Raw genomic sequence first — 23,050 nt, 5'->3', positions numbered from 1 at the left:
GGGGGTGGCAGACCCTGGGCAGCGATTGCGCCGGTCACCGTCATGTCCGCGGCACCGAAGCGGCCACGATCACGCAGGTCAGGGCGAGAGTGAAGACGGCCACGCGCAGCGCGTTGACCGTCGGCCTCGGCCAACGCCATGCGCCTACCGAGCTGATCGGCCCGGGATCGGCCCGCTCCATGTGAGCCATCAGCTCCTGTGTGGCCTCGGCAAGCCTGACCAGGTACACCCGACTCGGCATGTAGCCCTCGGGGATGCTGTCGGAGCCGAGCTGCTGCGCGCGCAGCAGGGTGGGATGGCCCGGAGCGGTCCGTGCGCCCAACTGGACAATGTGGCCACGCAGACGCCAAACCAGGTCCTCCACATGCGCAGCGCCCTCGGGCAGCTGCGAATCCTCGCCCAGGACCAGCGTCACCGTCTCCGATGCGGCCATCACGTGATCGCGCACCGGTACCAGCCCCTTGGTGACGGGCGTTCGCTGCCCGCGCCTCCTCACGAGCCGGCTGCCGCCTCGGCGAGGGTCCAACGAAAGGTGCATGACACAACTCCTGTTCGGATCAAGCCAAAGTGAGCCGAGAACGCCGGTCCGAGCCGACGGCTGGCGTGCGAAGTAAGTGATCTGGCGGCTACGTTGAGCGAACCGCGAAAACCGCGTGAGCGGTATGCCTTCGCGGACGGGAAGGCCGCCAAAGGCGCCAAAGATCATTTCGGAACCGAGGGGCAGCCCATGGCCCGTGAACGCAACGTCGCCCTCGCCGCGCTCTTGCGCGAAGCAGGCTGGTCCCAGCCGCAAGCCGCCGCCGCTGTCGCCCGCGTGGCCGCGGAGTCCGGAGTGCGTGAACTGGAGGCGATCTCCCGCTCGCACATCTCCATGTGGGTCCTCGGCACGAAGCCCAGCGGCCAAGGGCCGCATATCCTGCGTGAGGCGCTGTCCCGCAGGCTCGGCCGCCATCTCACCCTTGCCGACCTCGGGCTGGAAGAAGAGCCGACAGGCACGACCGACACCGGATCCGACTGGAGCGTCGACCCTGTGACCGCACTGGCCGAGCTGGGAAGCGACGATCTCGACATGCACCGACGCAAGCTGCTGGTCACCGCCGCCTACTCCGCCGCCGGCTCTGCCCTGCCCGCCACTTCGTGGTGGAGTGCCGCCCCCGCCACAGCAGCGAACCGCCGACCAGCTTCCTCGCGCTCGGTGACCCAAGCCGACGTCGACGACGTCCGCGACGTCACGGTCTACTACTCCGCGCGTGACCAGCAACGGGGCGGAGCTTCTGGTCGCAAAGCCCTCGCCAGCCACCTGCTCGACGAAGCGGTGCCGCTGCTTGGCGACCGATTTCGAACAGATCGGCTCCGCGGAGACACCTACTCTGCTGTTGCGGAGATGACTTACCTCGCTGGCTGGATGGCATTTGACGCCGGCGAACACCGCACTGCACAGCGCTACCTCACCATCGCCGCCCGGATCGCGGCCGAGGCAGGCGACGGACCGCTCGGCGGCCACGTGCTGCGCGCCCTCGCCCATCAGGCCGTCGACCTCGGGCATCCGCGCAGGGCCCTCGCCCTGGCCGATGCCTCGATGTCCCGCGACCACTACGGTCGGGCCAGCCATCGAGAGAAGGCGCTGCTCGCGATCGTCCACGCTCGCGCACTCGCGGTCGACGGCGACCGTGTCGGCACCCTCGCGGCCATCAGTCGCGCGGAGCGGGACCTGGCCCGCGCCGACACCGCAGAAGCCCCCACACGCGTCGGCTTCTTCCAGGAAGCCTCCCTCGCCCACGAGACGGCCTGCGCTCTGCGCGACATAGGTCAGCCGCTCGATGCGGAGATCCATTTCAAGCGGAGTGTGGCCACGCGCCGACGCCAGCAGTTCGCCCGAACTCACAGCGTGACGCTGGGCTATCTCGGCGCAGTCCAGGTGCAGCGTGGGAACCTCGACGAGGCATGCGCAACCTGGAACGAGGCACTCGACGCCATGAGCGGAGTCCATTCCGGCCGGACGCGTGATGTCATCGTCCGCATCCAGAGCGACCTCTCGCCGGTCCGCCAACGCGGAGGCCGCCATGTCACCGAGCTGGACCGCCGGGCACGAGTCATGCTCCGGACCATAGGCTGATCGCGACACGGACTCTCGATGCCCTACGGCGGTCTGCGGGCGAGCATCGACCAAGAAGAGGAGTAGGTACCGGTGAAGACGTACGAAGTCGAATCGATCGCAACGGTCGTCGGTGGCCACACCCGCGTTCAGGACGACTACCAAGCTGGGGTCGACTCTGTCATCCGACTCGACGAGGCATACCCCCTTGAAACGCTGCAGGGAATCGGGGAGTTTTCCCACCTGACGGTGACGTGGCGCTTCCACCTGGCACAGCCACAGGACGTGCAGCTCCACGCGCGCAGCCCCAGGGGCAACGCGCAGTGGCCGGCGACGGGAACATTCGTCCACCGAAACCACAGGCGCCCCAACCAGCTGGCAGTCAGCTACCCGAGGCTGCTGGACGTCGACGGCCGCGACCTTCTCGTGACCGACCTCGATGCAGTCGACGGGACGCCAGTGGTTGACCTGGCCCCCTACTTCCAGGAAATGGGGCCTCGAGGCTCCGTCCGCCAGCCGATGTGGCCGGGCGAGATGCTCGCCGACTACTGGCGTGACGCAGCGGAGCGCCCGGAGGTACGTCTGCCGTAACGCCGCGACGCTGTAGCCGGTGCGGGCGTACATCACGCCCTGTCCGTGGGGGTTTGGAAAGGTAATCCAGGAGCCATGAGCGCCTTTGCCAACGCCCCCTCGGCAAGGGGGTTTCGCGCGAAAGTCGTAAGCAAAGTCGTGGATGCAATCGATTTCTCTAAGCCCGGCGTCGCTGACGATGGGTCTTCGTCGGCCTTCGCGTCAGCCCTGGGGCACGGTGGCCAGTGGCGGCACACGGTGGTGGTCCTTTCTGATCTCGTCAGAGGCAGCCACCGGTTCCTGGCGCGGAGCCAGGCGTGCACTATACATACGGAGGAAGTCGCGTGACCGGAAAAATCGAGACTGTCGTGTCGGGAGATCCCGAGAACACCTATATCCACGCGGCCGAATTCCCCGTGAATTATGCGCAGTTCTATCTGCTCGACCGCAACCTCCACCGCACCGTTCACCCTGAGCCGAAAGTGCCCGGAGAATCTCACGCAGGCATCCTGCGAACCGTACGTGGTGGGGCCTTCCTCGTCACCGGCCTTAACAGCGGCGTCACCGACCTGACGGTATCGGTCCACGCCCGGGAGCCGGATCCGCTTCTCGGGGACTACGAGGACGCGGTCGAAGTGAGCCTTCAAGTCGACACTGAAACGTTCCATGTCAGTGCCTGGGAAGGCGGCAGCAAGTTCATCGCTCTGCCACCCATGCCAGCTGGCGCGGGCTGGTACCGCCTGCGCTACCACGCCCGACACATGGACCAGGCGTTCGACCTGTACTCCGCCGTGCCGATCGACGCCTTCCACCTGCAGATCTGGGCCAAGCCTCAAAGCGATCCAGGGGTCCTTCAGATCACCTCGAACCGAGCCCGCCACTGGCTGTCCGTCTGACCGTCGAAAACCGAGGAACCGAAGAGAGGGCGCCTCAACACCATAGCGAGCACTGCAGGACCATCGGCCGGGCAGTGCATCGCGTAAAGGTGAAGGCCGTCCGAGCCGACCCCGAGGCCAAGGGGCCCTTGGGCGGGCGCCGCCCGCCCAAGCCAGCCGACAAGATCGACAATGTGCCCACAGTGTGCCTGGGCAGCCAGTCCATCGCCCCTGGCCCGTGACCAGGACGTCAGCCGCGGGCCCGTTCGTACGGACGTCGCCGACCTCTTGACCGAGCACATCGCAGGCGAGGAAGGTATTTCCCGGCTCGGGAACTGATCGCTGGCCTGCGCGCCCTTCGCTCGGCTGTTCATCGGTTATCCGAGACTTCTGCTGAGCGTGGTGACGGAGGTTCCTAGTGCCGCATCAGACAACGTTCGCCCTGTAGCACTGCTGGAATCGTCAAAATAGTGTCCTCGCCGGAGCCCTGGAAGGTCCCATCCTGGCTCCTGATGGATGGCTGAGCGGACACAGGGTCCGGGTCTGGAGTGGGTTGCTTGGCGGTGCCCTCCGGGGCTCGCAGCAGCCCATTCCAGTCGTCTCCATATACCGCCTGACCTGGTCTTTTATCATCCTCGCTCCTATGATCGCCCTCGGTCGAAAGGGGGCCGGATGGACCGGACCGTACGCACCGTCGAGGACGTTCTCGCGCTCTTGGACGGGCTCTTCGCATCTGAATCCGAGGCCGGCCGCTTGGCGACGGGTGACGGCAAGGACTTCTGGGATCGCTTCTACACCGACCGGTCAAGGCCGGTCCCGTTCTTCGTGTCGAAGCCGGACGAGAACCTGGCCGCCTACCTCGACCAGGGTCTGATCGCTCCCGGCCGGGCCCTGGACCTGGGGTGTGGGGCGGGCCGCAATGCCCTGTACCTCGCCTCGCGCGGCTTCGCGGTGGACGCCGTCGACCTCTCCCCGGTGGCCGTCGCCTGGGGCGAGGACCGGGCTCACGAGGCCGGGGTCGACGTCCGCTTCCTGTGCGGTGACGCTTTCGCCCTCCCTGCCGCCGAGTTGAGCGGTCCGTACGACCTGGTAGTCGACTCAGGGTGCTTCCACCACCTGCCGCCCCACCGCCGGGTCAGCTACCTGGCCCTTCTCGACCGCGTCCTGGCCCCCGGCGGCCATCTCGCGCTCACCTGCTTCGCCGCCGGCGAGCAGGGCATGGGGTCGGATCTCGCCGACGCGGACCTCTACCGCCAGCGCGATCTGCAGGGTGGCCTCGCCTACACGCCCGAATCACTGCGCTGGATCTTCTCCGACCTGGTGGAGGTGCAACTGCGCCGCATGCGGGAGGAGCCTCCCGAGTCAGCATTGTTCGGCGTGACCTTCCTGTGGACCGCGTTGTTCCGTGGGAGTGCGGCTGCCTCAGGCGACGTTCGCCCTGTTCACGACTTCGCGTAGGCGCTCGTCCTGGGCGGCGTGCTTGTTCCGCCAGATGATGTAGCGGCGGATCATGCTGCCCTGCTCCTTGTGGCTGGCGTGGTCGGTGCCGTCGAGGGTGAAGTAGCGCAGGGCGGTGAACTGGGCCTCGATCCGGTTCAGCCATGAGGAGTTAGTCGGGGTGTAGGCGATCTCGACGTTGTTCGCCTCGGCCCAGTCCGCGACCCGGCGGCACCGCTTCGTGGTGAGGTGCGGCGAGTAGTTGTCACACACGATCGCGATGCGCTTCCCGACGGGGTGCAGGGAGCGCAGATAGCGGCAGAACTCCAGGAACTTGGAGCGGTTCTTGGTCTTCTTGATGTGGCCGTACAGCTGATCTTTGCCCAGGTCGTAGGCGGCGAACAGGTGCCGGACACCGTGCGGGCGGGTGTAGGTCGCACGGCGTCGGGGCCGTGGCTCGCGATCGGGGTCCTTGTGCTTGCCGCCGAGCTCGGCCCACTGGCGTCCGGGGTGGGGCTGGAGGTTGAGCGGGCCGAACTCGTCCATGCAGAAAATGACTTCGGGCTCGCCTTCCTCGGGGACGACCTCGCCGTCGGCGATCGCGTAGAGGTGCTCGACTCGGGCCTTCTTCGGGGCGTAGTCGGGGTCGTTCGAGGACTTCCAGGTCTTCACACGTTGAAAGGAGACGCCCTCCTCGCGGAGCAGGACCCGAAGGCCCTCGTGGCTGATGTCGTCGACCACCCCCTCGGCGACCAGGAAGTCGGCCAACTTGACCAGGCTCCAGGTCGAGAAGGGCAGGCCGTGCTCGGCCGGCTTGGACTTGGCGATCTTCTTGATCTCGCGACGCTCAGGCAGCGTGAACGTCCTGGGGCGCCCGCCCTTGCACTTCGGGTATAGCGAGTCGAAGCCGTCGGCATTGAAGTTGTGCAGGACGTCGCGGACGCGGTCCGGGCTGGTGAACGTCACCGTCGCGATCTTGTCGACGGGCATGCCCTGCGCGGACAGCAGCACCATCTGGGCCCGCCGCCAGGTCACCACGGACCCGCTGCCCCGGCGGATGATCCGCAGCAGTCTCTGGCCCTCATCGTCGTCGATCTCCCGCACCCGAACACGTTCAGCCACCAGGACAGCATGGCCGACGCGCGCCGTCCGGCCCGTAGGCGGACGGCGCGTCACAACGAGGCGAACGTTGTCTGATGCGGCACTAGTGTCCGTTGCCCGTGCGCGGTGTGGCCTGCGGTCTGGCTGAATTCCCTCCAGATGAAGGGGCGTTCGGAAGTGACGGGCTGTCGTTCGCCGAGCATCCCCTGGACCAGACAGTGGCCTGTGCGCTGGAGCTGCTGCTCGAGCCACTCGCGGGAGACAAGGAGGCTGTAGGCCGTGCCGGTCGGGCGGTCCCACGAGAGGTACTGCACCTGAAGCCGTCCATCGGTGTCGTACCAACAGGGCCGGTCGGGGTCTCGTCGGAGTTCGCTGTCCCGCAGGAGCGGGTCACTGAGCAGCGTCACGGATACGGATGCATCCAGGGAGCAGTCGGAGCTTTGTGCACCCCAGCTGTAGGTCTGGGTGGTCGGGACGGCGGTGACGGGCTGGCCGGCGGGGTCCGTGGCCTGGTCGATCCGGGCCTGCGACTGTGCGGCGAGGGTGCGCTCCAGCCAGTTGTCCTTGTCGTCGGCCGGGCCGTCCGCCCACTGCTGCGCGAGGTCGGCGAGTGATTCGGCCCGCCTCTTCTCCCGCCTCTTCTCCCAGACGGCGAGGGCGTCCACCTGCCCGGTGCCAGCAGCCGGTCCAGGGGCCGCCTCCGGCGTCGCCAGGGCGTCGTCACCCTCAGCGTCTTCGAAGCCGTCCGGGTCCTCTTGAGCGGATTCGTGGTCCTGGTGCTGGAACGTACGCACGTGCCAGGCATCGGGGCCGGGGTCGGTCCAGGGCCCGGGCACGGTGGGGAAGTCAGCGAGGAGGAGGCTGTGGCGGTCGAGTCCTTCGGGCATCAGCCGGTTCGTGAGGGAGCGGCCCTTGAGCCATGCGAGCAGGCTGGCGAACTGGGCATCGGACACGATCCAGCTCTGGATGCGGTGCCGCTGCTCGGCCTGTCCGCGGGTGATGTTCCAGCCGCGGCCGTCGTGGTCGTCCGCGGCATGCTCGTCCAGCACGATCCACTCTCTGCCCTCGCCGTCAGCCCGCACACCCAGTTCCTCAAGACCGGGCAGGTTGCCCGGCTGGCTGATCCACTCGTCGATACCGTCGGCGGGCAGTGCAGGGACGGGCGGTGCGAGCGGGTGCCCAGGACCGGAGGCCGGAAAGGTCGCGTGGTCCGCTTCGCCGCGGCCGCCTTCGTCGTCGGTCTCGGCGAACGGGTGCCGGGCCGGAGGAAGGGAGGGATCGATGTCGAGCAGGAACAGCCGTGCCGCACCGGGGTATTCGGCGGTGTCGTCCTCGGAGGTCCGGTGGGGGTGATGGTGGTTCGCCAGCCGTTCGACCAACTCGTGAAGGGCCATCCACTGGTACTTCTTGCCGATCCGTTCGCCCTTGTGGGACTGGCGGGAGCCGGACACGCGTCCGCGGAGCGTGTCGAACTCGGCGAAGAGCTCCGGTGACCACCCGAGGTCGGCGACGCGGGCGAGAATCCACCTCGCGGCCCAGGCCGCGTCCACCTGGGCATCGGCGAGGCGTTCGTCCTCGGCCGGCGGCTCCTTGCAGTCCTGCAGCAGCGCGTACTGGTTCTGGTCGAGGACCTGCCGCGCCGTCCAGCCGGTGAGGAGCTGCGTGACAGCGTCTGGCGTAGCGAGGGCTGGCCGGACGGATTCCGGGAGGCTTTCCGCGAAGGCCGGGATGCGGGCGGTGTCCACCGCGACAGGATCATCGCGGCGCTGCCACGCGGGCCGGCGGGGATAGTCCGATGCGAGAGGCAGCATGCTGAAGTGACTGACGGCCGGCCGGACTTCGTAGTCCGCGAAGTCTCCCAGCGACGACAGGGACGAGCGGATCGCTCCCCACAGCGACCTGTCCAGTTCCCGCCGGGGGAAAAGAGCGTCGAGGTCCTCCTTCGACGGGGCCTGTCCGACCTCCGGGCAGGCATGGGGATGCCTGACCAGGTCTGCTTCATCGCCGGTGACGGCACCTGCGCTGCGGGCCATGGTGACGATGCGGGTGGCCGCGTCGCACAGCAGCGCGTTCCTCGAGGCGTGCGCGGGCGAAGCGACCTCGCCGTAGACGTACGTGATGATCCGGCGTGCTACCTGGCTCAGGAGGCCGTGCTCGCCCTGGCCCTCGCCACGGCGGGCCACCACCCCGTACGCGACCCACACCAGACGCTCGAAGAGGTAGGGATCGTCCACCTTCTCGGCGTCCTCGTGCAGGAAGCTGTCCAGGAGGGACACGAGAACGTCTCCGTGCCCCAGGAGCAGCTGCACGAGGGCCTTGGTAGCACGGTCCCGCAGGAACCGGTTGGAGGAGGTGAGGGTCCACACCAGCGTCGTGGCCGCCAACCGGACCACTTCCGCGTCAGAGCCGCCATGCGCCGTCACGGGCTGGCGTGTCCGGTCCCCGAGCCGGGGCCGGGCCGGACGGGACGCAGGGTGGAGATTTTGAGGGGTGGGGTACTGCTCGGCCCAGCGCAGCAGCCGGTGCAGCGCGGTGACGTCCCACAGCATCTCGTATGTCTCGACGCCCCACCACGCGTCACGGTCGGGTCGCGGCCTTCTCGCGAGTACCCGGTGGAGGCGGTCGGCGTTCAGCAGATGCCCCGGCTCCGCGGTGACCGCCAGGACAGCCTCCAAGACGTCGGAAGGGCGTCCGTAGGAGGCAGCTGTCTCGTTGAGGAGGGCGATGGTGCGCTCATTGACGCTATGTGTACTGCGCAGGGGAAGCGTCTCCAGGAAGCTCCGGGCCAGCAGGCGGCGCCGCGAGGCCGCCCGGCCGTCGGGCCCGGGGGCGTCCGTCGTGGCGCCGGGAGAGGAAGCGAGCAGGTCGATGAGCTCCCAGCCGGCCTGCTCGGGAAGGAGAACCGACGCGGCCTCCAGATAGTTCGGGGCGGCCTGGCGCAGCCAGTCCCGCAGAGGGGAGTCGGCGGTCGGCAGCCCGCCCTGACGCAGCGACTCGATCTCGTCCTCGTGGGCGGCGAAGACCGACCGTACGATGCGGTCGTCACCGAACGCCTGGTACGGGAAACCGATGCCGATTTCCGCCTCGGCCCCGTAGGCCGTCCGCTCGTGGGACACGATCCCCTGATCAAGGAGCTGCCCGAGCATGGTGTCCGGCCACGCCGTGGCCGTAGGCGCGTAGGCATCGGCAAGGTCACGGGCCTTGTCACGCGGAAGCACGGAAAGGTGCTCGGCGGCCATGTACGAGGCAAGGGCGTCCACCGCACGGTGCACGGGCCGGTCCAGGGGGTCCAGCCTCAGCCGGGAACAGATGGCCTCGGCCCGGTGATCGACATAGGCGTCGAACACCGCGCTGCGGTTGCGCGGGCGGCTGCTCGGGCCGAACGTACCCCGGCTCCGCCGCAGGCTGTCCGCGTACAGCTTCACGAACAGCGGGTTGGTGAAGACCGAGGCGAGCAGCGGCGTGTTGGGAAGGGCAGCCGGTTTTCCCCGGAGGTAGCTCTCGAGACCTTCCATCTCCCGACCCGCGAAGCCTGGGTGCACCGACGTCGGCCCGTCGAAACGGTCGGGCACGACCAGAGACCTGAAGGTCGAGCGACAGGACACCACCAGGGCGATGTGCCGGTATCCGGCCAGACGCCCCTGGAGGGCGAGCAGTTCGCTCTGCCAGTTCCGGGCATCGGCGGAGTCATTGAGGGCATCGATGATCAGCAGGAAGCGGCAGTCGCTGGCCGCGCCGGCGGCGTCCATCGCCTGGAGGAAGTCCCGCTCAGGCAGCTGGCCCAGCCCGCGCCTCTGCGCGATCTCGCTCAAGGCGCCCTGCCCGCTGAGCTCCTGCCCGAACACGACCAGCGCCGGCCGACCCGCGTCCACAGCTCTTCGCGCGGCATCGACCAGCAGATGGGTCTTGCCCTGCCCGGCCTTCCCGAGCAGCAGCCACGCGCCCTTCTCCGCCGCCCGGGCAGCGGAGCCACGCAGCAGGCTCAGCACCTGCTCGCAAGCGCCGTGGGCACGAGCCAGAGCGCCCTCGCGCAACGACTCCACACTCCCAGACGCAGTCCGTGCGCGCCCTGTGCCCGGCCGTGGCAGAGGCGGCGCCGGATCCTCATCGTCTTCAGGCGGTTCCGCGGCGAACCGGTCAGCCAGGCCGCCGAATTCACCCAGCACCTCCAGCATCTCCTCGGCCACAGCAGCTGCCTGTTCGGCAGGGAAACCGGAACTCGCCGATGCCGCCGAAAGATCCCGGACCAGGGAGTCCGCGCCCTCGCGCAGCGGCTGCGTCCACGACTGCACCCACTGTGACAGCGCTCCGTGCGCCGGGCTGCCCGCCGGCGCGGGATAGCGCTCATGCCACCACGTCACTTTGGCGAGGAGCACCTCGACAGCGGCCCGCAGATCCTGGGCCTGCCGTACTACCTGCCGCAGGAATTCCTGCGGCAGGGCACACGCATCCGCCACCCGGGCCAGCGGCAACGCCACATGGTGTTCCGGGGTGTACCGAGACTCGGCCAGACGCTCGGCAAGCGTGACCTGTTCGCGGAACCACTCAGTGCCCAGCGCGCGCTTTTCGAAGAAGAACCACTGGCGCCCCTCATTGCCGGGCCGGGTCAGGCGTTCCAGCAGTTCGCCACCGCCGACATAGCGGATGTCGACGTCGGCGAGACCGGGCAGTTCGTTCTTCCACTTGGCGACGGCGGTGTTCCACCGCTCCCGTGCACCGGCACGCCGCGCGCCGCTCGGGGTGAAGGGCGTGGGGTCGGAGAGGTCGAAGGGCGTCAGGAACTCAAGCCGGACGATCTTCCGGTTCGCGATATTCTCGCCGACCGTCTTGGCGCTCTTCCTCGCCTGGGGGATCAGGTCTTCGATGCGGTGCACGAACTTGACCTGGTATCCGTGCGCGGCGCTCCCGTCGGGGGCCTGGTCGTACCATTCCACGCCGCCGTCCGGGGCAGCCGTCTTGATCGTCTCCCAGCCCGGAGGCGCTGGCGTGCGGAGCTGGAAGCACAGTTCTTCAAAGGCGCGATGCTGGCTTGAGTCCCATTCCCGGATGCTTTGCCAGTTGTGTGCCCTGCTGCCGTTGTCCGCCACTGCCGTCCTCTGACCGTCCTGCCGCCTCACAGCGCGCGCATGAAAACCCAGCCTAGAGGACCGGACTGACTCGGCAGTCTGCGCCACTGCCAGGGGCCGGTCGGGTCCGGCACCGGCCACGCGCCGGCACCGCCCTCGGTCCGTGCCCGCTAACGCTGTGCGAAGGGCTACGGAACCGTGGTGACGCGAAGGCCCGACGTCCCGCGGGTCCCCGGGAACGGGCCTATCCAGTGACCGGCAAGGCAGTGGCTTGGTCCGGCCTTCGCCCCCTTCGGGGTTCGGGTGACCGGCCTCTCATGACGACTCATCGAGGCGGCGATCACAGAGGGTTTGGCCGAGTCTCGTGATGGGGCGCGGTCGCGGAACCGGTGCAGCAGGGACGCGTCCGGGGCCCGCAGACACCTGTTGCGATTCACCATGAGTTGTGGAACCTGTACAAGGATGCGGTAAGCGGTCCAACGATGCACTGTGATTCCCGTGGCACGCTCGGCCGGTCCACCGTCACACGCCAGCGCCAACCCCCTCGCACCCGCACCCCGACCCCAGCAAGATCGACTTGCTCGCATCGCATGGATCTAACTACTTGTCAGTAAAGTCAGCATTGGGTCAGCGTTCGTCCTGACACAGCCGCCCGTAGATGCCCACACCCTGGAATTGAGAAGCCCCTCGGAGGCGCTGCCGCGACGGCCTCCGATGGCACTTGCGCCACTGAATGGCATGGTGAGGCAGGCGGTCGGGCGGCTGTGAAGACTTGAGGCCCTGTTCCTGTATTTTACCTGGTCAGCGCGCTCGCCCTCGTGGTTTGAGGGGGGTCTCGGGCAGCGTCGGCGCCCGAAGCGGAGCCCCGTCGTAGCCCTTTACTTCCCCGAAGCGGGTGCTCTTCTCCCAGTCCTCTCGGGCCTGTACGATCTCATCTTGAGACCGGGCGATGAAGTTCCACCACATGATGAGCTCCTCCTCGAACGGCTCGCCGCCCAGGAGCATGACCGACGCGTCCGACTCGGCGCGCAGCGGCAGTTCGGTGCGGCCGCAGCCGAGGTAGAGCATGGAGCCCGGGAGCACCGGTACGCCGTCGACGTTCACCTCGCCGGACATCGCCAGCACGCCGTACTCGAAGTCCGGCTCCAGGGGCAGGCGCAGGTCCGCCCCGCGGCCGAGGGTCAGGTCGGCGCCGACGATCGGGGTGAACGTCGTGCCGGGGGAGGCCGCGCCGTCGAGGGAGCCGAGGATCACCGTCGCGGTGAGGCCGGGCGCGGTGACGGTCGGCAGGTCGGGATGGTGCTCGAACTTCGGTTCGACGTGCCGGTCGGAGTCCGGCAGCGCGACCCAGAGCTGGGCGCCGTGCAGGTACCGGGCGTGCGACCTGGGGCTCTCCTCGGAGTGGCTGATCGCCCGGCCCGAGGTCATCAGCCCGAGCTCACGCGGACGGATCGTCTGCAGGCTGCCGGTCGAGTCGCGGTGCAGCACCTCGCCCTGGTGGAGCCAGCTGACCGTCTGCAGCCCGATGTGCGGGTGCGGCGGGACCTGCATCCCGGGCTCGTCGGCGATGTCGTCGGGGCCGTAGTGGTCGACGAACGCCCAGGCGCCGATCATGCGGCGGCCGAGGTTCGGCAGCAGCCGGCGCACCTCGGTGGACTCGCCGAGTTGTACGTGGCGGGGACTCAGCAGCTCGCGGACGGGTTCGGCGACGACGAATCCGCGGCCACCGCACACGCTCGGGACGGGCGCACGGTCAAGGTTGCTCATGCCGCCCAACTTAGCCCCATAAGGTCCCGGTTGCCGAGCGCTCGGCCGGTGATGCGGAACCCGTCCTTCACCTCGCCGGGGGCCGGGCGGCCGGTGGCAGGACCGTGCGCGGCGGCCGGTGCCGTGCCGCGGTCCCTCGGCAACTCGCCTTCGGGCGCGGGCACTTCGGGGTGCGACGGCGAGGCACCGGAGCGGCGGGCGGCTCTGCTTGCTTAAGTAAATCAAGTGACTTACATTCGGGAGGGTCGTGCAGAGTCGGACGGCCCTACGGAGGCTCGACCATGTCCCACGCACAGCCCTCGCCGACCAGGGCGGGGGAGCCCGCGGCGCCGCGGGCGAGCGTAGTCGTCGCGGTGCTGGCCTTCGGCGGGATCGTGGTCTCGCTGATGCAGACCCTCGTGATCCCCATCGTGCCCGAGCTGCCGAAACTGCTCGACGCCTCCGCGTCCGACGCGGCCTGGGCCGTCACCGCCACCCTGCTCGCCGCCGCCGTTGCCACGCCCGTCATGGGACGGCTCGGCGACATGTACGGCAAGCGGCTGATGCTGCTGACCAGCATGGTCATGCTCGTCGCCGGTTCGGTCACCGCGGCGCTCAGCGACACCCTCGTACCGATGATCGTGGGCCGCGCGCTGCAGGGCCTGGCCTCGGGCGTGATCCCGCTCGGCATCAGCATCATGCGCGACGAACTCCCCGCCGAACGGCTCGGCTCGGCCACCGCGCTGATGAGCGCCTCGCTCGGCGTCGGCGGCGCGCTCGGCCTGCCCGCCGCCGCGCTGATCGCGGACCACTTCGACTGGCACGTGCTGTTCTGGACCTCGGCCGCGCTCGGCGTCGTCGCCGCCGTGCTGGTCGTGGCACTGGTGCCGGAGTCCAAGGTGCGCACCGGCGGCCGGTTCGACCTGCCCGGCGCCCTCGGCATGGCCGCGGGCCTGGTCTGTCTCCTGCTCGGCATCTCCAAGGGCGCCGACTGGGGCTGGGGCAGCGGCACCACACTGGGCCTGTTCGCGGCCGCCGTGGTGATCCTGCTCGCCTGGGGCTCCTACGAACTGCGCACCCGGCAGCCGCTGGTCGACCTGCGCACCACCGCCCGCCGGCAGGTCCTGGTGACGAACCTCGCCTCGGTCGCCTTCGGGTTCTCCATGTTCGCGATGTCCCTGGTGCTTCCGCAGCTCCTGCAGTTGCCTGAGGCGACCGGCTACGGGCTGGGCAGGTCGCTGCTCGACGCGGGCCTGGTGATGGCCCCGACCGGCCTGGTCATGATGGCGACGGCGCCGGTGTCGGCCCTCGTCTCCAAGAACTTCGGCCCGAAGATCACCCTGATGTGCGGTGCCGTGATCGTGGCCGCCGGGTACGGGCTCAACATCGTGCTGATGGACGCCGTCTGGCAGCTCGTGCTGGTCTCCTGCATCGTCGGCGCCGGGATCGGGTTCGCCTACGGCGCGATGCCCGCGCTCATCATGGGCGCCGTCGACCCGCACGAGACGGCCGCCGCCAACAGCCTCAACACCCTGATGCGGTCCATCGGTACGTCGACCGCCAGCGCGGTGGCCGGCGTGATCCTGGCCCAGATGACGAACGTCTTCGGCGGTGTCACCGTGCCCTCCGAGAACGGCTTCAAGGTGGTCATGGCGTCCGGCTCCGGAGCGGCGCTCCTCGCGCTCCTGGTGGCCGCGTTCATCCCGCGCCGCAAGCGGCCGGCGGCGGACCTCGCCGGGCCGGCGGCCGGGCCTCCGGTGACCGGGCCGCCGCCGGTGGACGCGGACCCGGCGCCGGTGACCGTCGACCTCACCGACGACGGTGTCCAGGTGCGCGGACGGGTGCGCGGCGCCGACGGGACCGGCGTCGGCCGGGCCGCCGTCACGCTGATCTCCCTCGGCGGCCGCCAGCTCGGCCGCGCGGTCGCGGACGCCGAGGGCCGCTATGCCGTGGCGGCGCCCGGCGAGGGGACGTACGTCCTCATAGCCTCCGCCGACGGCTGCCGCCCGCAGGCCACCACACTGGTGGTGGGCGCCGAGCCGGTCGCGTACGACGTGCTGCTCAGCGGCACCAGCGGCCTGTCCGGGCTGGTGCGGGCCGCGGACGGCGGAGAGCCGGTCGCCGGAGCCGTGGTGGTCGTTACCGACGTGCGCGGCGACGTGCTCGCCTCCCGGGAGACCGACGGGCGCGGGGAGTTCGCGGTCGGCGACCTGGTGCCGGGCACCGTGACCCTCGCCGTCAGCTCGCCCAAGCACCGCCCGCTCGCCCTGCCCGTGGAGATCGCCGCGACCGGCACCACCCGCGTCGACGTCGAGCTGCGGCCCGGCGCCCACGTGCGCGGCACGGTCCGGGGCGGCTCGGGCCCGCTGGGCGACGCCCGGGTCACGCTCGTGGACGTCGCGGGCAACGTCGTCGCCACGACCACCACCGGCCGGGACGGCGCGTACGCCTTCTCCGATCTGGACGCCGGCCCGTACACGGTGATCGCGACCGGCTACCCGCCGCACGCCGCCGGAGTACTGGTCTCCGGCGCCGACGTCCACGACCACGACATCGAACTCGCCCACCCGGGAGCGTAGTTCACGGTGCGGCCCGCGCTGCCGGGGGTCAGACCGGCAGCAACCGGGCGACGAGGGAGCTGAGCTGACGGGCCGTACGGCACTCGTGCATCTCGACGAGTTCGGCGTAGTCGGGTGCCGCCGAGTCGCCGGTGCCCCACAGGGAACGGGCCTCGGGGTTCAACCAGTAGACGCGGCGGGCCTGTTCGGAGATCCGGCGGACGGCCGCGAGGTTCGGGTCGAGGTTGTTGGTGCGGGCGTCCCCGAGCACGAACACCGTGCTGCGCGGGCCGACCGCGGCGCCGTACCGCTCCGCGAACTCGCCGAGCGAGACGCCGTAGTCGCTGCTGCCGTGCCACCCGGTGAGCGTCGCCTCGGCGCGGATCCGGGCGCCGAGCCCCTCCGGGTCCGCCCGGCCGTGTTCGAGCAGGCCGGTCACCTCGTCGATGCGGTTGACGAAGGCGAACACCCGGATCTTGCTGAACTGGTCGTGCAGCGCCTGCACCAGCAGCATCGTGAAGTCGGAGAATCCCGACACCGAGCCCGAGACGTCGCACAGCAGGACCAGTTCGGGCCGGACCGGCCGGCGCCGGCGCAGCACCGGCCGCATCGGCACCCCGCCCGTGGACAGGGAGCCGCGCAGGGTGCGGCGCAGGTCGATGGTGCCCCGTGCGGCCCGGCGGCGGCGTGCGGCCAGCCGGGTCGCCAGCTTGCGGGCCAGCGGCTGCACGGCTCTGCGCAGTTCGGTGAGCTGATCGCGTCCGGCGAACAGGAAGTCCACCCGGTCGGCGCTCGGGGCCACCGTCCGGCGGGCGATCTCGTCCCGGCCGCGCCGCTCGGACACCCGGCGCCGGGCCTCCGCCGCGACCATGCCCCGGAACGTCTCGATCCGCCGCCGGATCTCGTCGTCCAGCAGCCGGTCCGTGAACCCGGGATCCGTGCCCCGCGCCCGGAGGTCCGCCCGCACCCGCGCCAGCAGCGTCTGCGGTCGCAGCCGGTCCAGTGTCTGGTACGACGACCAGCCGTCCGAGCCCGACGGGCCCCCGTAGCCGCCGAAGCCGTCCACCGCCTGCGCGGCCAGCTGCCGCAGCAGCGCGGTGTCGTCTTCGGCCAGCGCGGCCGCCAGCCGCTCCCGTACGGCGTCGCGGTCCGCGGGCCCGGTGTCCGGTCCGCCCACCCCGCGCGGGAAGTAGAGGTCGAAGACCTGGTCGAACACGGCCCGCTGGCCGGTTCCGTGCAGCAGGGTCGCGGCCAGCCCCTCGCGCAGCAGCTCCCGGTCCGCCAGGCCCAGCGCCGCCACCGCCAGGCCCGCGTCCACGGTCTCCCCGGTGCCCACCCGCACCCCGTGCGCCCGCAGCGCGCCCACCAGGCCGGTGAGCCGGCCGGCGAGGTCGGCGGGAGCGTCGGCCGCCGTGCTCACAGCGCGTCCAGGTCCAGTTTGGCGGCCGCCTTCTGGATGTCGTCCTGGTGCTTGAGGACCACGCCCAGGGAGTCCCGTACGACCTCCTCGTCCAGCGTGTCCGCACCCAGGGCCAGCAGCGTGCGCGCCCAGTCGATCGTCTCCGCCACCGAGGGCACCTTGCGCAGGTCCATCGCCCGCAGCGCACCGACCACGCGGACCACGGACTCGGTGAGCGCCTCCGTGAGGTGCGGCACCTTCAGGCGGACGATCCGGCGCTCCAGTTCCTCGTCGGGGAACCCGATGTGCAGGAACAGGCAGCGGCGGCGCAGCGCCTCGGACAGCTCGCGGCTCGCGTTCGAGGTGAGCACCACGAACGGGCGGCGGGTCGCGGTGACCGTGCCCAGCTCGGGGACGGTCACCTGGAAGTCGCTGAGCACCTCCAGGAGCAGGCCCTCGACCTCGACGTCGGCCTTGTCGGTCTCGTCGACCAGCAGCACCTTCGGATCGTCGCCCCGGATCGCCGTGAGCAGCGGGCGCGGGAGCAGGAACTCCTCGCTGAAGATGTCGGTGCGCGCCTCGTCCCAGGTCTCGTCGCGGCCGGCGCTGATGCGCAGCAGCTGCTTGGCGTGGTTCCACTCGTACAGCGCGCGGGACTCGTCCACGCCCTCGTAGCACTGCAGCCGGATCAGCTCGGCGCCGGCGACCGTCGCGACGGCCTTCGCCAGCTCCGTCTTGCCGACCCCGGCGGGTCCCTCGACGAGGAGCGGCTTGCCGAGCCGGTCGGCCAGGAAGACGGTGGTGGCGACGGCGGGGGAGGCCAGGTAGCCGGTCTCCGCGAGCCGGGCGGAGACGTCGTCGACGGAAGTGAACAACGGGGCCTCCGGCTGATCAGGGTCGTGAGCGGTTCCGACCTCCTATCTAAGCGCTTGTTCACCTCTCCTGCCACCCTGTAGACCGATCGGTTTCCCAACCGGCCGTTCCGCGGTAACCTCGGGCCCATGGCCACCACCGACAAGGCGTCCCCCCGTGACCGGCTGCTCGAAGCGGCCGCCGAGCTCTTCTACCGCGACGGCGTCTCCGTCGGCGTCGAGGCGCTGTGCAGGTCGGCCGGCGTGTCCAAGCGCTCGATGTACCAGCTCTTCGACAGCAAGGACGAGATGCTGGCCGCCAGCCTGGAGCGGCGCAGGCCCTGGTACGAGGCCCAGCTCACGCCCGCCGACGGCGCGGACGCGCCGGCCACGCCGAGGGAGCGGGTGCTGTACGTCTTCGAGCAGCTGGCGAAGGGCTCCGCGAACCCCGGCTACCAGGGCTGCCCGTACCTCGCCGTCCTGGTCGAGCTGAAGGATCCCGAACACCCGGCGAGCATGGTGGCCCGCGCCGTCAAGGACCGGCTGGTGGGCTTCTTCCGTGAGCAGGCCGAACAGGGCGGCGCGGCGGACCCGGCCGTCCTCGCCCGGCAGCTGATGCTGGTCTTCGACGGCGCCGGCGCCCGGGCCGGCGCCCGCATCGAGCACCTGGACGACGGCCTGGCCGCGGGAACGGCGGCGGCCCTGATGGACGCCGGCGGAATGGCGTAGGGCCACCGCCACCCCCACCGTCGCCTTTACCGCCACAGCCACCGCCACCGCCACCGCGCCTGCGCCACCGACATCGCCACCGCCGCCGGGGCCCGGCGCGGCCACCGGCCGGTCCGCGACCCCGGACGGGTCAGCACAACGTGCCGGGACGCCGCCCGGCCGATGCAATGGACGCGTGACCGCGCCGCCCGACGACTGCCTCGCGCGCAACGAGTGGATCTGCGGGGCCTATCTGAGCAGCCGCCGCCAGATCCTCCTCGACGCGGTCGGCCAGCATCTCCGGCTCACCGTCGTCTCCGTGCTCATCGGCCTCGCCATCGCCGTCCCGCTGGCCGTGCTGGCCCGCCGCTGGCGCTGGTCGGCCGCGCCCGTCCTCGGCGTCACGACGATCCTCTACACCATCCCGTCCCTGGCGATGTTCTCCCTGCTCCTGCCGCTCTACGGCCTCTCCGCCACCCTCGTGGTCGCCGGACTGGTCCTCTACTCGCTCACCCTGCTCGTCCGGAACATCCTGGCGGGCCTGCGCGCCGTTCCCGAGGAGACCCGGCAGGCCGCCCGCGGCATGGGCTACGGCCCGGTCCGCCTCCTGCTCACCGTCGAACTGCCGCTCGCCCTGCCCGCCGCGATGGCCGGACTGCGCGTCGCCACCGTCTCGGCGGTCTCCCTGGTCACCGTCGGCGCCATCGTCGGCTTCGGCGGACTCGGCAACCTGATCTACGCCGGCATGAACACCTACTTCAAGGCCCAGGTGCTCACCGCCTCCGTCCTGTGCGTGCTCATCGCCGTCGCCGCCGACCTGCTGCTGCTCGGCGTGCAGCGGCTGCTCACCCCGTGGACCCGGGCGGCCCGCACATGACCACGCTCACCGAGGCCTGGGACTGGCTCACGAATTCCGCGCACTGGGCCGGCGACGACGGGATCGGCCACCGGCTGCTCCAGCACCTCGTCCTCACCGTCGTCTGCCTCGTCATCAGCTGCGCCGTCGCCCTGCCGGTCGCACTCGTCCTCGGCCACCTCGGCAGGGGCGGCGCGCTCGCCGTGAACATCTCCAACGTCGGCCGAGCCGTCCCCACCTTCGCCGTCCTGGTCCTGCTGCTCCTCACCCCGGTCGGCCGCTGGGGCGAGGGCCCCACGGTGGTGGCCCTCGTGCTGTTCGCCGTACCGCCGCTGCTCACCAACGCCTACGTCGGCATGCGCGAGGTCGACCGGAGCGTCGTCCGGGCGGCCCGCGGCATGGGGATGACCGGCCGGCAGATGCTGTTCCGCGTCGAACTCCCGCTCTCCCTGCCCCTGCTCCTCAACGGGGTGCGGATCGCCGCCGTGCAGCTCGTGGCCACGGCGACCATCGCGGCACTGGCGGGCGGCGGAGGCCTGGGACGGATCATCACCGCCGGGTTCAACCTGGCCAGCACCCCCCAGGTGGTCGCCGGCGCGATCCTGGTCGCCGCCTTCGCCCTGGTCGTGGAGGGCGTCTTCGAACTCGTCGAACGGCTCGGCCCGGCCTGGGCGCGGGGCGCGCGGTGAGGACCCGTACGGCGGTACCGGCCGCGCTGCTGCTCACCCTCACCGCGTGCACCACCGGCCCCTCCCTGGAGAACCGCGGCGAGGTGACCGCACCGCCGGGCGACAGCCGGCACCTGACCGTCGGCTCGGCCGGCTTCACCGAGAGCGACCTGCTCGCCCAGATGTACGCCCAGCTGCTGAACCAGGCCGGCTACCGGACCTCCCTGATCACCGTGGCCAACCGGGAGATCTACGAACCCGCCCTGGAGTCCGGGCAGATCGACGTCGTCCCGGAGTACGCGGCCACCTTCGCCGACTGGCTCAACGCCAAGGCCAACGGCCCCGACGCACCGCCCGTCGGCTCGCCCGACCTCGACGCCACGATGAAGGCGCTGCGCCGGCTCGCCACCCCCCGCGGCCTCACCGTCCTGGACCCGGGACGCGCGGTGGACCAGAACGCCTTCGCGGTCACCGCCGCCTTCGCCCGCGAGCACCACCTCAGAACCCTCAGCGACCTCGGCGCCTCCGGCCTGCCGGTACGGCTCGCCGCGGGCGACGAGTGCGTGCAACGGCCGTACTGCGAACCGGGACTGAAGAAGGTCTACGGGATCGACATCACCGGCATCGACCCGAAGGGCGTCGGCACCACCGTGGCCAAGCGGGCCGTGCAGAGCGGCCAGGACCAGATGGTGCTGACCACCACCACGGACGCGACCCTCGGCCAGTTCGGCCTGGTCCTGCTCGCCGACGACAAGCACCTGCAGAACGCCGACTACGTCGTCCCGGTCGTCAACCGCGCGCGGGCCGGCGGCGAGGGCGCGACGAAGGCGCTCGGCAAGCTCAACGACGTCCTGACCACCGCCGACCTGGCCGCCATGAACCAGCAGGTCGACAGCTGGCGGCGGCTGGCCCAGGACGTGGCCCGGACGTACCTGCGGGACAAGGGCCTGGTGAAGTGAGGTCCGGGGCCCGTTGTCAGTGCCGGGCGGTACGTTCCGGGGCATGGGGATCTACCTGGTGAGTGTCGCGGCGGGTGAGTGGTTCGACGAGGACGAGGAGGAGGGCGGCAGAGGCGCCGTCGCCTCGGCCCTGAACGAGGAGCTGGAGCGCCGCGGGCTCGCGCCGTACACGTCGGTGCCGGAGGCGACCGGCCTGGTGCGCGGCTCGGGCCGGTCGTTCGAGGAGAAGCTGATACCGCCCATGGACGGGTTCGCCGCGCTGTGCGGCAGGCAGCTGACGCCCGCGGAGACGGAACTGCTCCTGGGCTGGTCGGTGCTGGTGCCGCTCCCGCTCCACGAGGAGGTCCGGCTGCCCCTCGAATCCGCGTACACCGACGAGACCGTGATCGTCGGCGCACCCGAGGTCCTCGCCCTCGCGGAGCGGCTCGCGGCGGCCACCGGACTCCCCGTCGACGCGATACCCGAGGCCTGCGACAACCTCGACCTGACGATGTGGTTCCTGGAGGGCGAGGCCGAGAAGACCGCCGCCGCCCGTCCCGGGCCGTGGGCCGAGGACCTGGACACCGCCTTCTACGTCGCGCTGTACCTGCGGGCCGCCCAGCACTCACTGCGCCGCGGCTGCCCGGTGACGTACTGCTGACGCCCGCGGGACGGTGGGACGGTCAGGCGTCGGAGACCGAGTCGAACGGCACCTGGCCCCGTGCGACGCCCCGCGCGTCCGCGTCCACCGAGCGACGCAACGCCTCGTGGAGCTTGGCCGGGGTGAGGACGCCGAGGAAGCGCGAGCCGTCCAGGACCGCGACCCATCCCGCGTCGTACTGGAACATCACGCCGAACGCCTGCTTCAGCGGGGCGCCGACCGGCACCCACGCGGTCATCCGGTGCGCGAGGTCGCCGACGGTCCCGCCCGCCGCCAGCTCCTCCCCGCCCACCCAGCCGTGCAGGTCGCCCCGCTCGTCCAGGACCACCGCCCAGCGGGCGCCCTCGGCCCGCAACCGCGCCGCCGCGCTCTCCGCGGACTCGGCCGGGCGGGCGACCGGCGGCTGCTCCAGGTCGTCCGGCTGGATCTCGGTCACCGACAGCCGCTTCAGCCCGCGGTCCGCGCCCACGAACTCGGCGACGCACGGCGTGGCGGGCGTCCCCAGCACCGCACCCGGCGTGTCGTACTGCTCGATGCGGCCCTGCCCGTACACGGCGATCCGGTCGCCGAGCCGCACCGCCTCCTCGATGTCATGGGTGACCAGCAGCACCGTCTTGCGCACGGCGGCCTGCATCCGGAGGAACTCGTCCTGCAACTGCTCCCGCACCACCGGGTCGACGGCGCCGAACGGCTCGTCCATCAGGAGGACCGGAGGATCCGCGGCGAGCGCGCGGGCCACCCCGACCCGCTGCCGCTGGCCGCCGGAGAGCTGGTCCGGATAGCGCGGACCGAACGTCCCCGGGTCCAGACCCACCAGGTCGAGCAGTTCGGCGGCGCGCTCACGGGCCTTGGCCCGCTTCCAGCCGAGCAGGGCCGGGACGGTCGCGGTGTTGTCGAGGACGGTGCGGTGCGGGAACAGGCCCACCTGCTGGATGACGTAACCGATCCGGCGGCGCAGCCGGACCGGGTCGACGCCCGCGATGTCCTCGCCGTCCACCAGGATCCGGCCGGAGGTCGGTTCGATGAGCCGGTTGACCATCATCATGGTGGTCGTCTTGCCGCAGCCGGACGGACCCACGAGAGTGACGAGTTCACCCTCGCGGACCTCGAAGGTGAGGCCGTCCACGGCGGTCGTGCCGTCCGGATACCGCTTGCTGACCTGCTCGAACCGGATCATTCCCTCACGCTAGCCGCGCCCCGTGCGGCCCGCGCGCCGACGCGGCCACGGTGCGCTCAGGCCGCTGCCCAGGCGCCCGGCGGTCCGGTCGTGACGAGCACGACTTCCAGGGTGCGGGGGCCGTGTACGCCTTCGACTCGGTCGAGTTCGATGTCGCTGGTCGCGGAGGGGCCGGAGATCCAGGTCAACGGGCGGGTGGGGTCGAGGCGTTCGAGGGCCTGGGGGACGGAGGAGACGACCTGGTCGGGTGTCCGGACGACGCAGATGTGGTGGTCGGGGACGAGGGTGATGCGGCGGCGGCCCTGGTCGGGGCTGCCGTCCAGGACGATCGTGCCGGTCTCGGC

General features: G+C 70.6%; 18 protein-coding genes. 10 read left to right on the top strand and 8 right to left on the bottom strand.

Features of this window, described 5'->3' with window-relative positions:
* Window positions 1–40: 40 nt before the first annotated feature.
* Window positions 41–448, bottom strand: coding sequence for a DUF6415 family natural product biosynthesis protein (locus ACIQOE_RS41510; RefSeq protein ID WP_401417288.1), 408 nt, complete (start codon window positions 446–448; stop codon window positions 41–43).
* Between the two features lie 279 nt (window positions 449–727).
* Between ACIQOE_RS41510 and ACIQOE_RS41505 the strand changes: the two genes are divergently transcribed.
* From ACIQOE_RS41505 to ACIQOE_RS41490, 4 genes are all read left to right on the top strand, one after another.
* On the top strand, window positions 728–2,116 hold the full coding sequence (locus tag ACIQOE_RS41505; RefSeq protein ID WP_401417287.1) for a Tat pathway signal protein: 1,389 nt from the start codon (window positions 728–730) through the stop codon (window positions 2,114–2,116).
* A gap of 72 nt (window positions 2,117–2,188) precedes the next feature.
* The gene (locus ACIQOE_RS41500; protein ID WP_401417286.1) at window positions 2,189–2,686 is read left to right on the top strand and encodes an SAM-dependent methyltransferase; all 498 of its coding nucleotides are present in this window, start codon (window positions 2,189–2,191) and stop codon (window positions 2,684–2,686) included.
* A 323-nt stretch (window positions 2,687–3,009) separates the two neighbouring features.
* Complete coding sequence (locus ACIQOE_RS41495) at window positions 3,010–3,561, top strand: hypothetical protein (protein WP_401417284.1); 552 nt, start codon at window positions 3,010–3,012, stop codon at window positions 3,559–3,561.
* 651 nt (window positions 3,562–4,212) lie between these two features.
* Window positions 4,213–4,998, top strand: a complete 786-nt coding sequence (locus ACIQOE_RS41490; protein WP_365567895.1) for a class I SAM-dependent methyltransferase — start codon at window positions 4,213–4,215, stop codon at window positions 4,996–4,998.
* On the opposite strand, the gene ACIQOE_RS41485 is transcribed toward ACIQOE_RS41490, so the two are convergent.
* From ACIQOE_RS41485 to ACIQOE_RS41475, 3 genes are all read right to left on the bottom strand, one after another.
* A complete protein-coding gene (locus ACIQOE_RS41485) occupies window positions 4,963–6,099 on the bottom strand; it encodes an IS630 family transposase (RefSeq protein WP_365567898.1) in 1,137 nt (378 codons plus the stop codon). The genes ACIQOE_RS41490 and ACIQOE_RS41485 overlap by 36 nt on opposite strands.
* 50 nt (window positions 6,100–6,149) lie before the next feature.
* Window positions 6,150–11,165, bottom strand: a complete 5,016-nt coding sequence (locus ACIQOE_RS41480) for a hypothetical protein (RefSeq protein WP_401417282.1) — start codon at window positions 11,163–11,165, stop codon at window positions 6,150–6,152.
* Window positions 11,166–11,945: 780 nt separating this feature from the next.
* Complete coding sequence (locus ACIQOE_RS41475; protein ID WP_363018203.1) at window positions 11,946–12,911, bottom strand: pirin family protein; 966 nt, start codon at window positions 12,909–12,911, stop codon at window positions 11,946–11,948.
* A gap of 281 nt (window positions 12,912–13,192) precedes the next feature.
* Between ACIQOE_RS41475 and ACIQOE_RS41470 the strand changes: the two genes are divergently transcribed.
* Window positions 13,193–15,469: an MFS transporter gene (locus ACIQOE_RS41470; RefSeq protein ID WP_365564087.1), complete on the top strand. Its 2,277-nt coding sequence runs from the start codon at window positions 13,193–13,195 to the stop codon at window positions 15,467–15,469.
* 28 nt (window positions 15,470–15,497) lie between these two features.
* Here ACIQOE_RS41470 and ACIQOE_RS41465 read toward each other — a convergent pair whose 3' ends face one another.
* Together ACIQOE_RS41465 and ACIQOE_RS41460 are read right to left on the bottom strand one after the other, a co-directional pair.
* The gene (locus tag ACIQOE_RS41465) at window positions 15,498–16,868 is read right to left on the bottom strand and encodes a VWA domain-containing protein (RefSeq protein WP_401417280.1); all 1,371 of its coding nucleotides are present in this window, start codon (window positions 16,866–16,868) and stop codon (window positions 15,498–15,500) included.
* Window positions 16,865–17,722 (bottom strand): AAA family ATPase, encoded by an 858-nt coding sequence (locus ACIQOE_RS41460; protein WP_401417279.1) that lies wholly within the window; start codon window positions 17,720–17,722, stop codon window positions 16,865–16,867. The genes ACIQOE_RS41465 and ACIQOE_RS41460 overlap by 4 nt, the downstream gene beginning before the upstream one ends.
* A 126-nt stretch (window positions 17,723–17,848) precedes the next feature.
* Here ACIQOE_RS41460 and ACIQOE_RS41455 point away from each other — a divergent pair, with 126 nt between their 5' ends.
* From ACIQOE_RS41455 to ACIQOE_RS41435, 5 genes are all read left to right on the top strand, one after another.
* On the top strand, window positions 17,849–18,427 hold the full coding sequence (locus tag ACIQOE_RS41455) for a TetR/AcrR family transcriptional regulator (RefSeq protein WP_365564078.1): 579 nt from the start codon (window positions 17,849–17,851) through the stop codon (window positions 18,425–18,427).
* A 175-nt stretch (window positions 18,428–18,602) separates the two neighbouring features.
* Window positions 18,603–19,283 (top strand): ABC transporter permease, encoded by a 681-nt coding sequence (locus ACIQOE_RS41450; RefSeq protein WP_351327657.1) that lies wholly within the window; start codon window positions 18,603–18,605, stop codon window positions 19,281–19,283.
* Window positions 19,280–19,951 (top strand): ABC transporter permease subunit, encoded by a 672-nt coding sequence (locus ACIQOE_RS41445; RefSeq protein WP_351938870.1) that lies wholly within the window; start codon window positions 19,280–19,282, stop codon window positions 19,949–19,951. Before ACIQOE_RS41450 ends, ACIQOE_RS41445 begins: the two co-directional genes overlap by 4 nt.
* On the top strand, window positions 19,948–20,889 hold the full coding sequence (locus tag ACIQOE_RS41440; protein WP_362646039.1) for an ABC transporter substrate-binding protein: 942 nt from the start codon (window positions 19,948–19,950) through the stop codon (window positions 20,887–20,889). Before ACIQOE_RS41445 ends, ACIQOE_RS41440 begins: the two co-directional genes overlap by 4 nt.
* Before the next feature lie 43 nt (window positions 20,890–20,932).
* Window positions 20,933–21,529: a hypothetical protein gene (locus tag ACIQOE_RS41435; protein ID WP_401417278.1), complete on the top strand. Its 597-nt coding sequence runs from the start codon at window positions 20,933–20,935 to the stop codon at window positions 21,527–21,529.
* Between the two features lie 22 nt (window positions 21,530–21,551).
* On the opposite strand, the gene ACIQOE_RS41430 is transcribed toward ACIQOE_RS41435, so the two are convergent.
* Both ACIQOE_RS41430 and ACIQOE_RS41425 read right to left on the bottom strand, forming a co-directional pair.
* Window positions 21,552–22,706, bottom strand: a complete 1,155-nt coding sequence (locus ACIQOE_RS41430) for an ABC transporter ATP-binding protein (protein ID WP_401417277.1) — start codon at window positions 22,704–22,706, stop codon at window positions 21,552–21,554.
* A 56-nt stretch (window positions 22,707–22,762) separates the two neighbouring features.
* Window positions 22,763–23,050, bottom strand: a 288-nt coding sequence (locus ACIQOE_RS41425) for a lactate utilization protein C (RefSeq protein WP_401417275.1), incomplete at its 5' end; no start/stop codon positions are given.

The organism is Streptomyces sp. NPDC091282, from assembly GCF_044757385.1.
GTDB classification, from domain to species: Bacteria; Actinomycetota; Actinomycetes; order Streptomycetales; family Streptomycetaceae; genus Streptomyces; species Streptomyces gramineus.
Note: the sequence above shows the minus strand (reverse complement) of the source record. Positions and strands in the feature narration are given on the sequence as shown.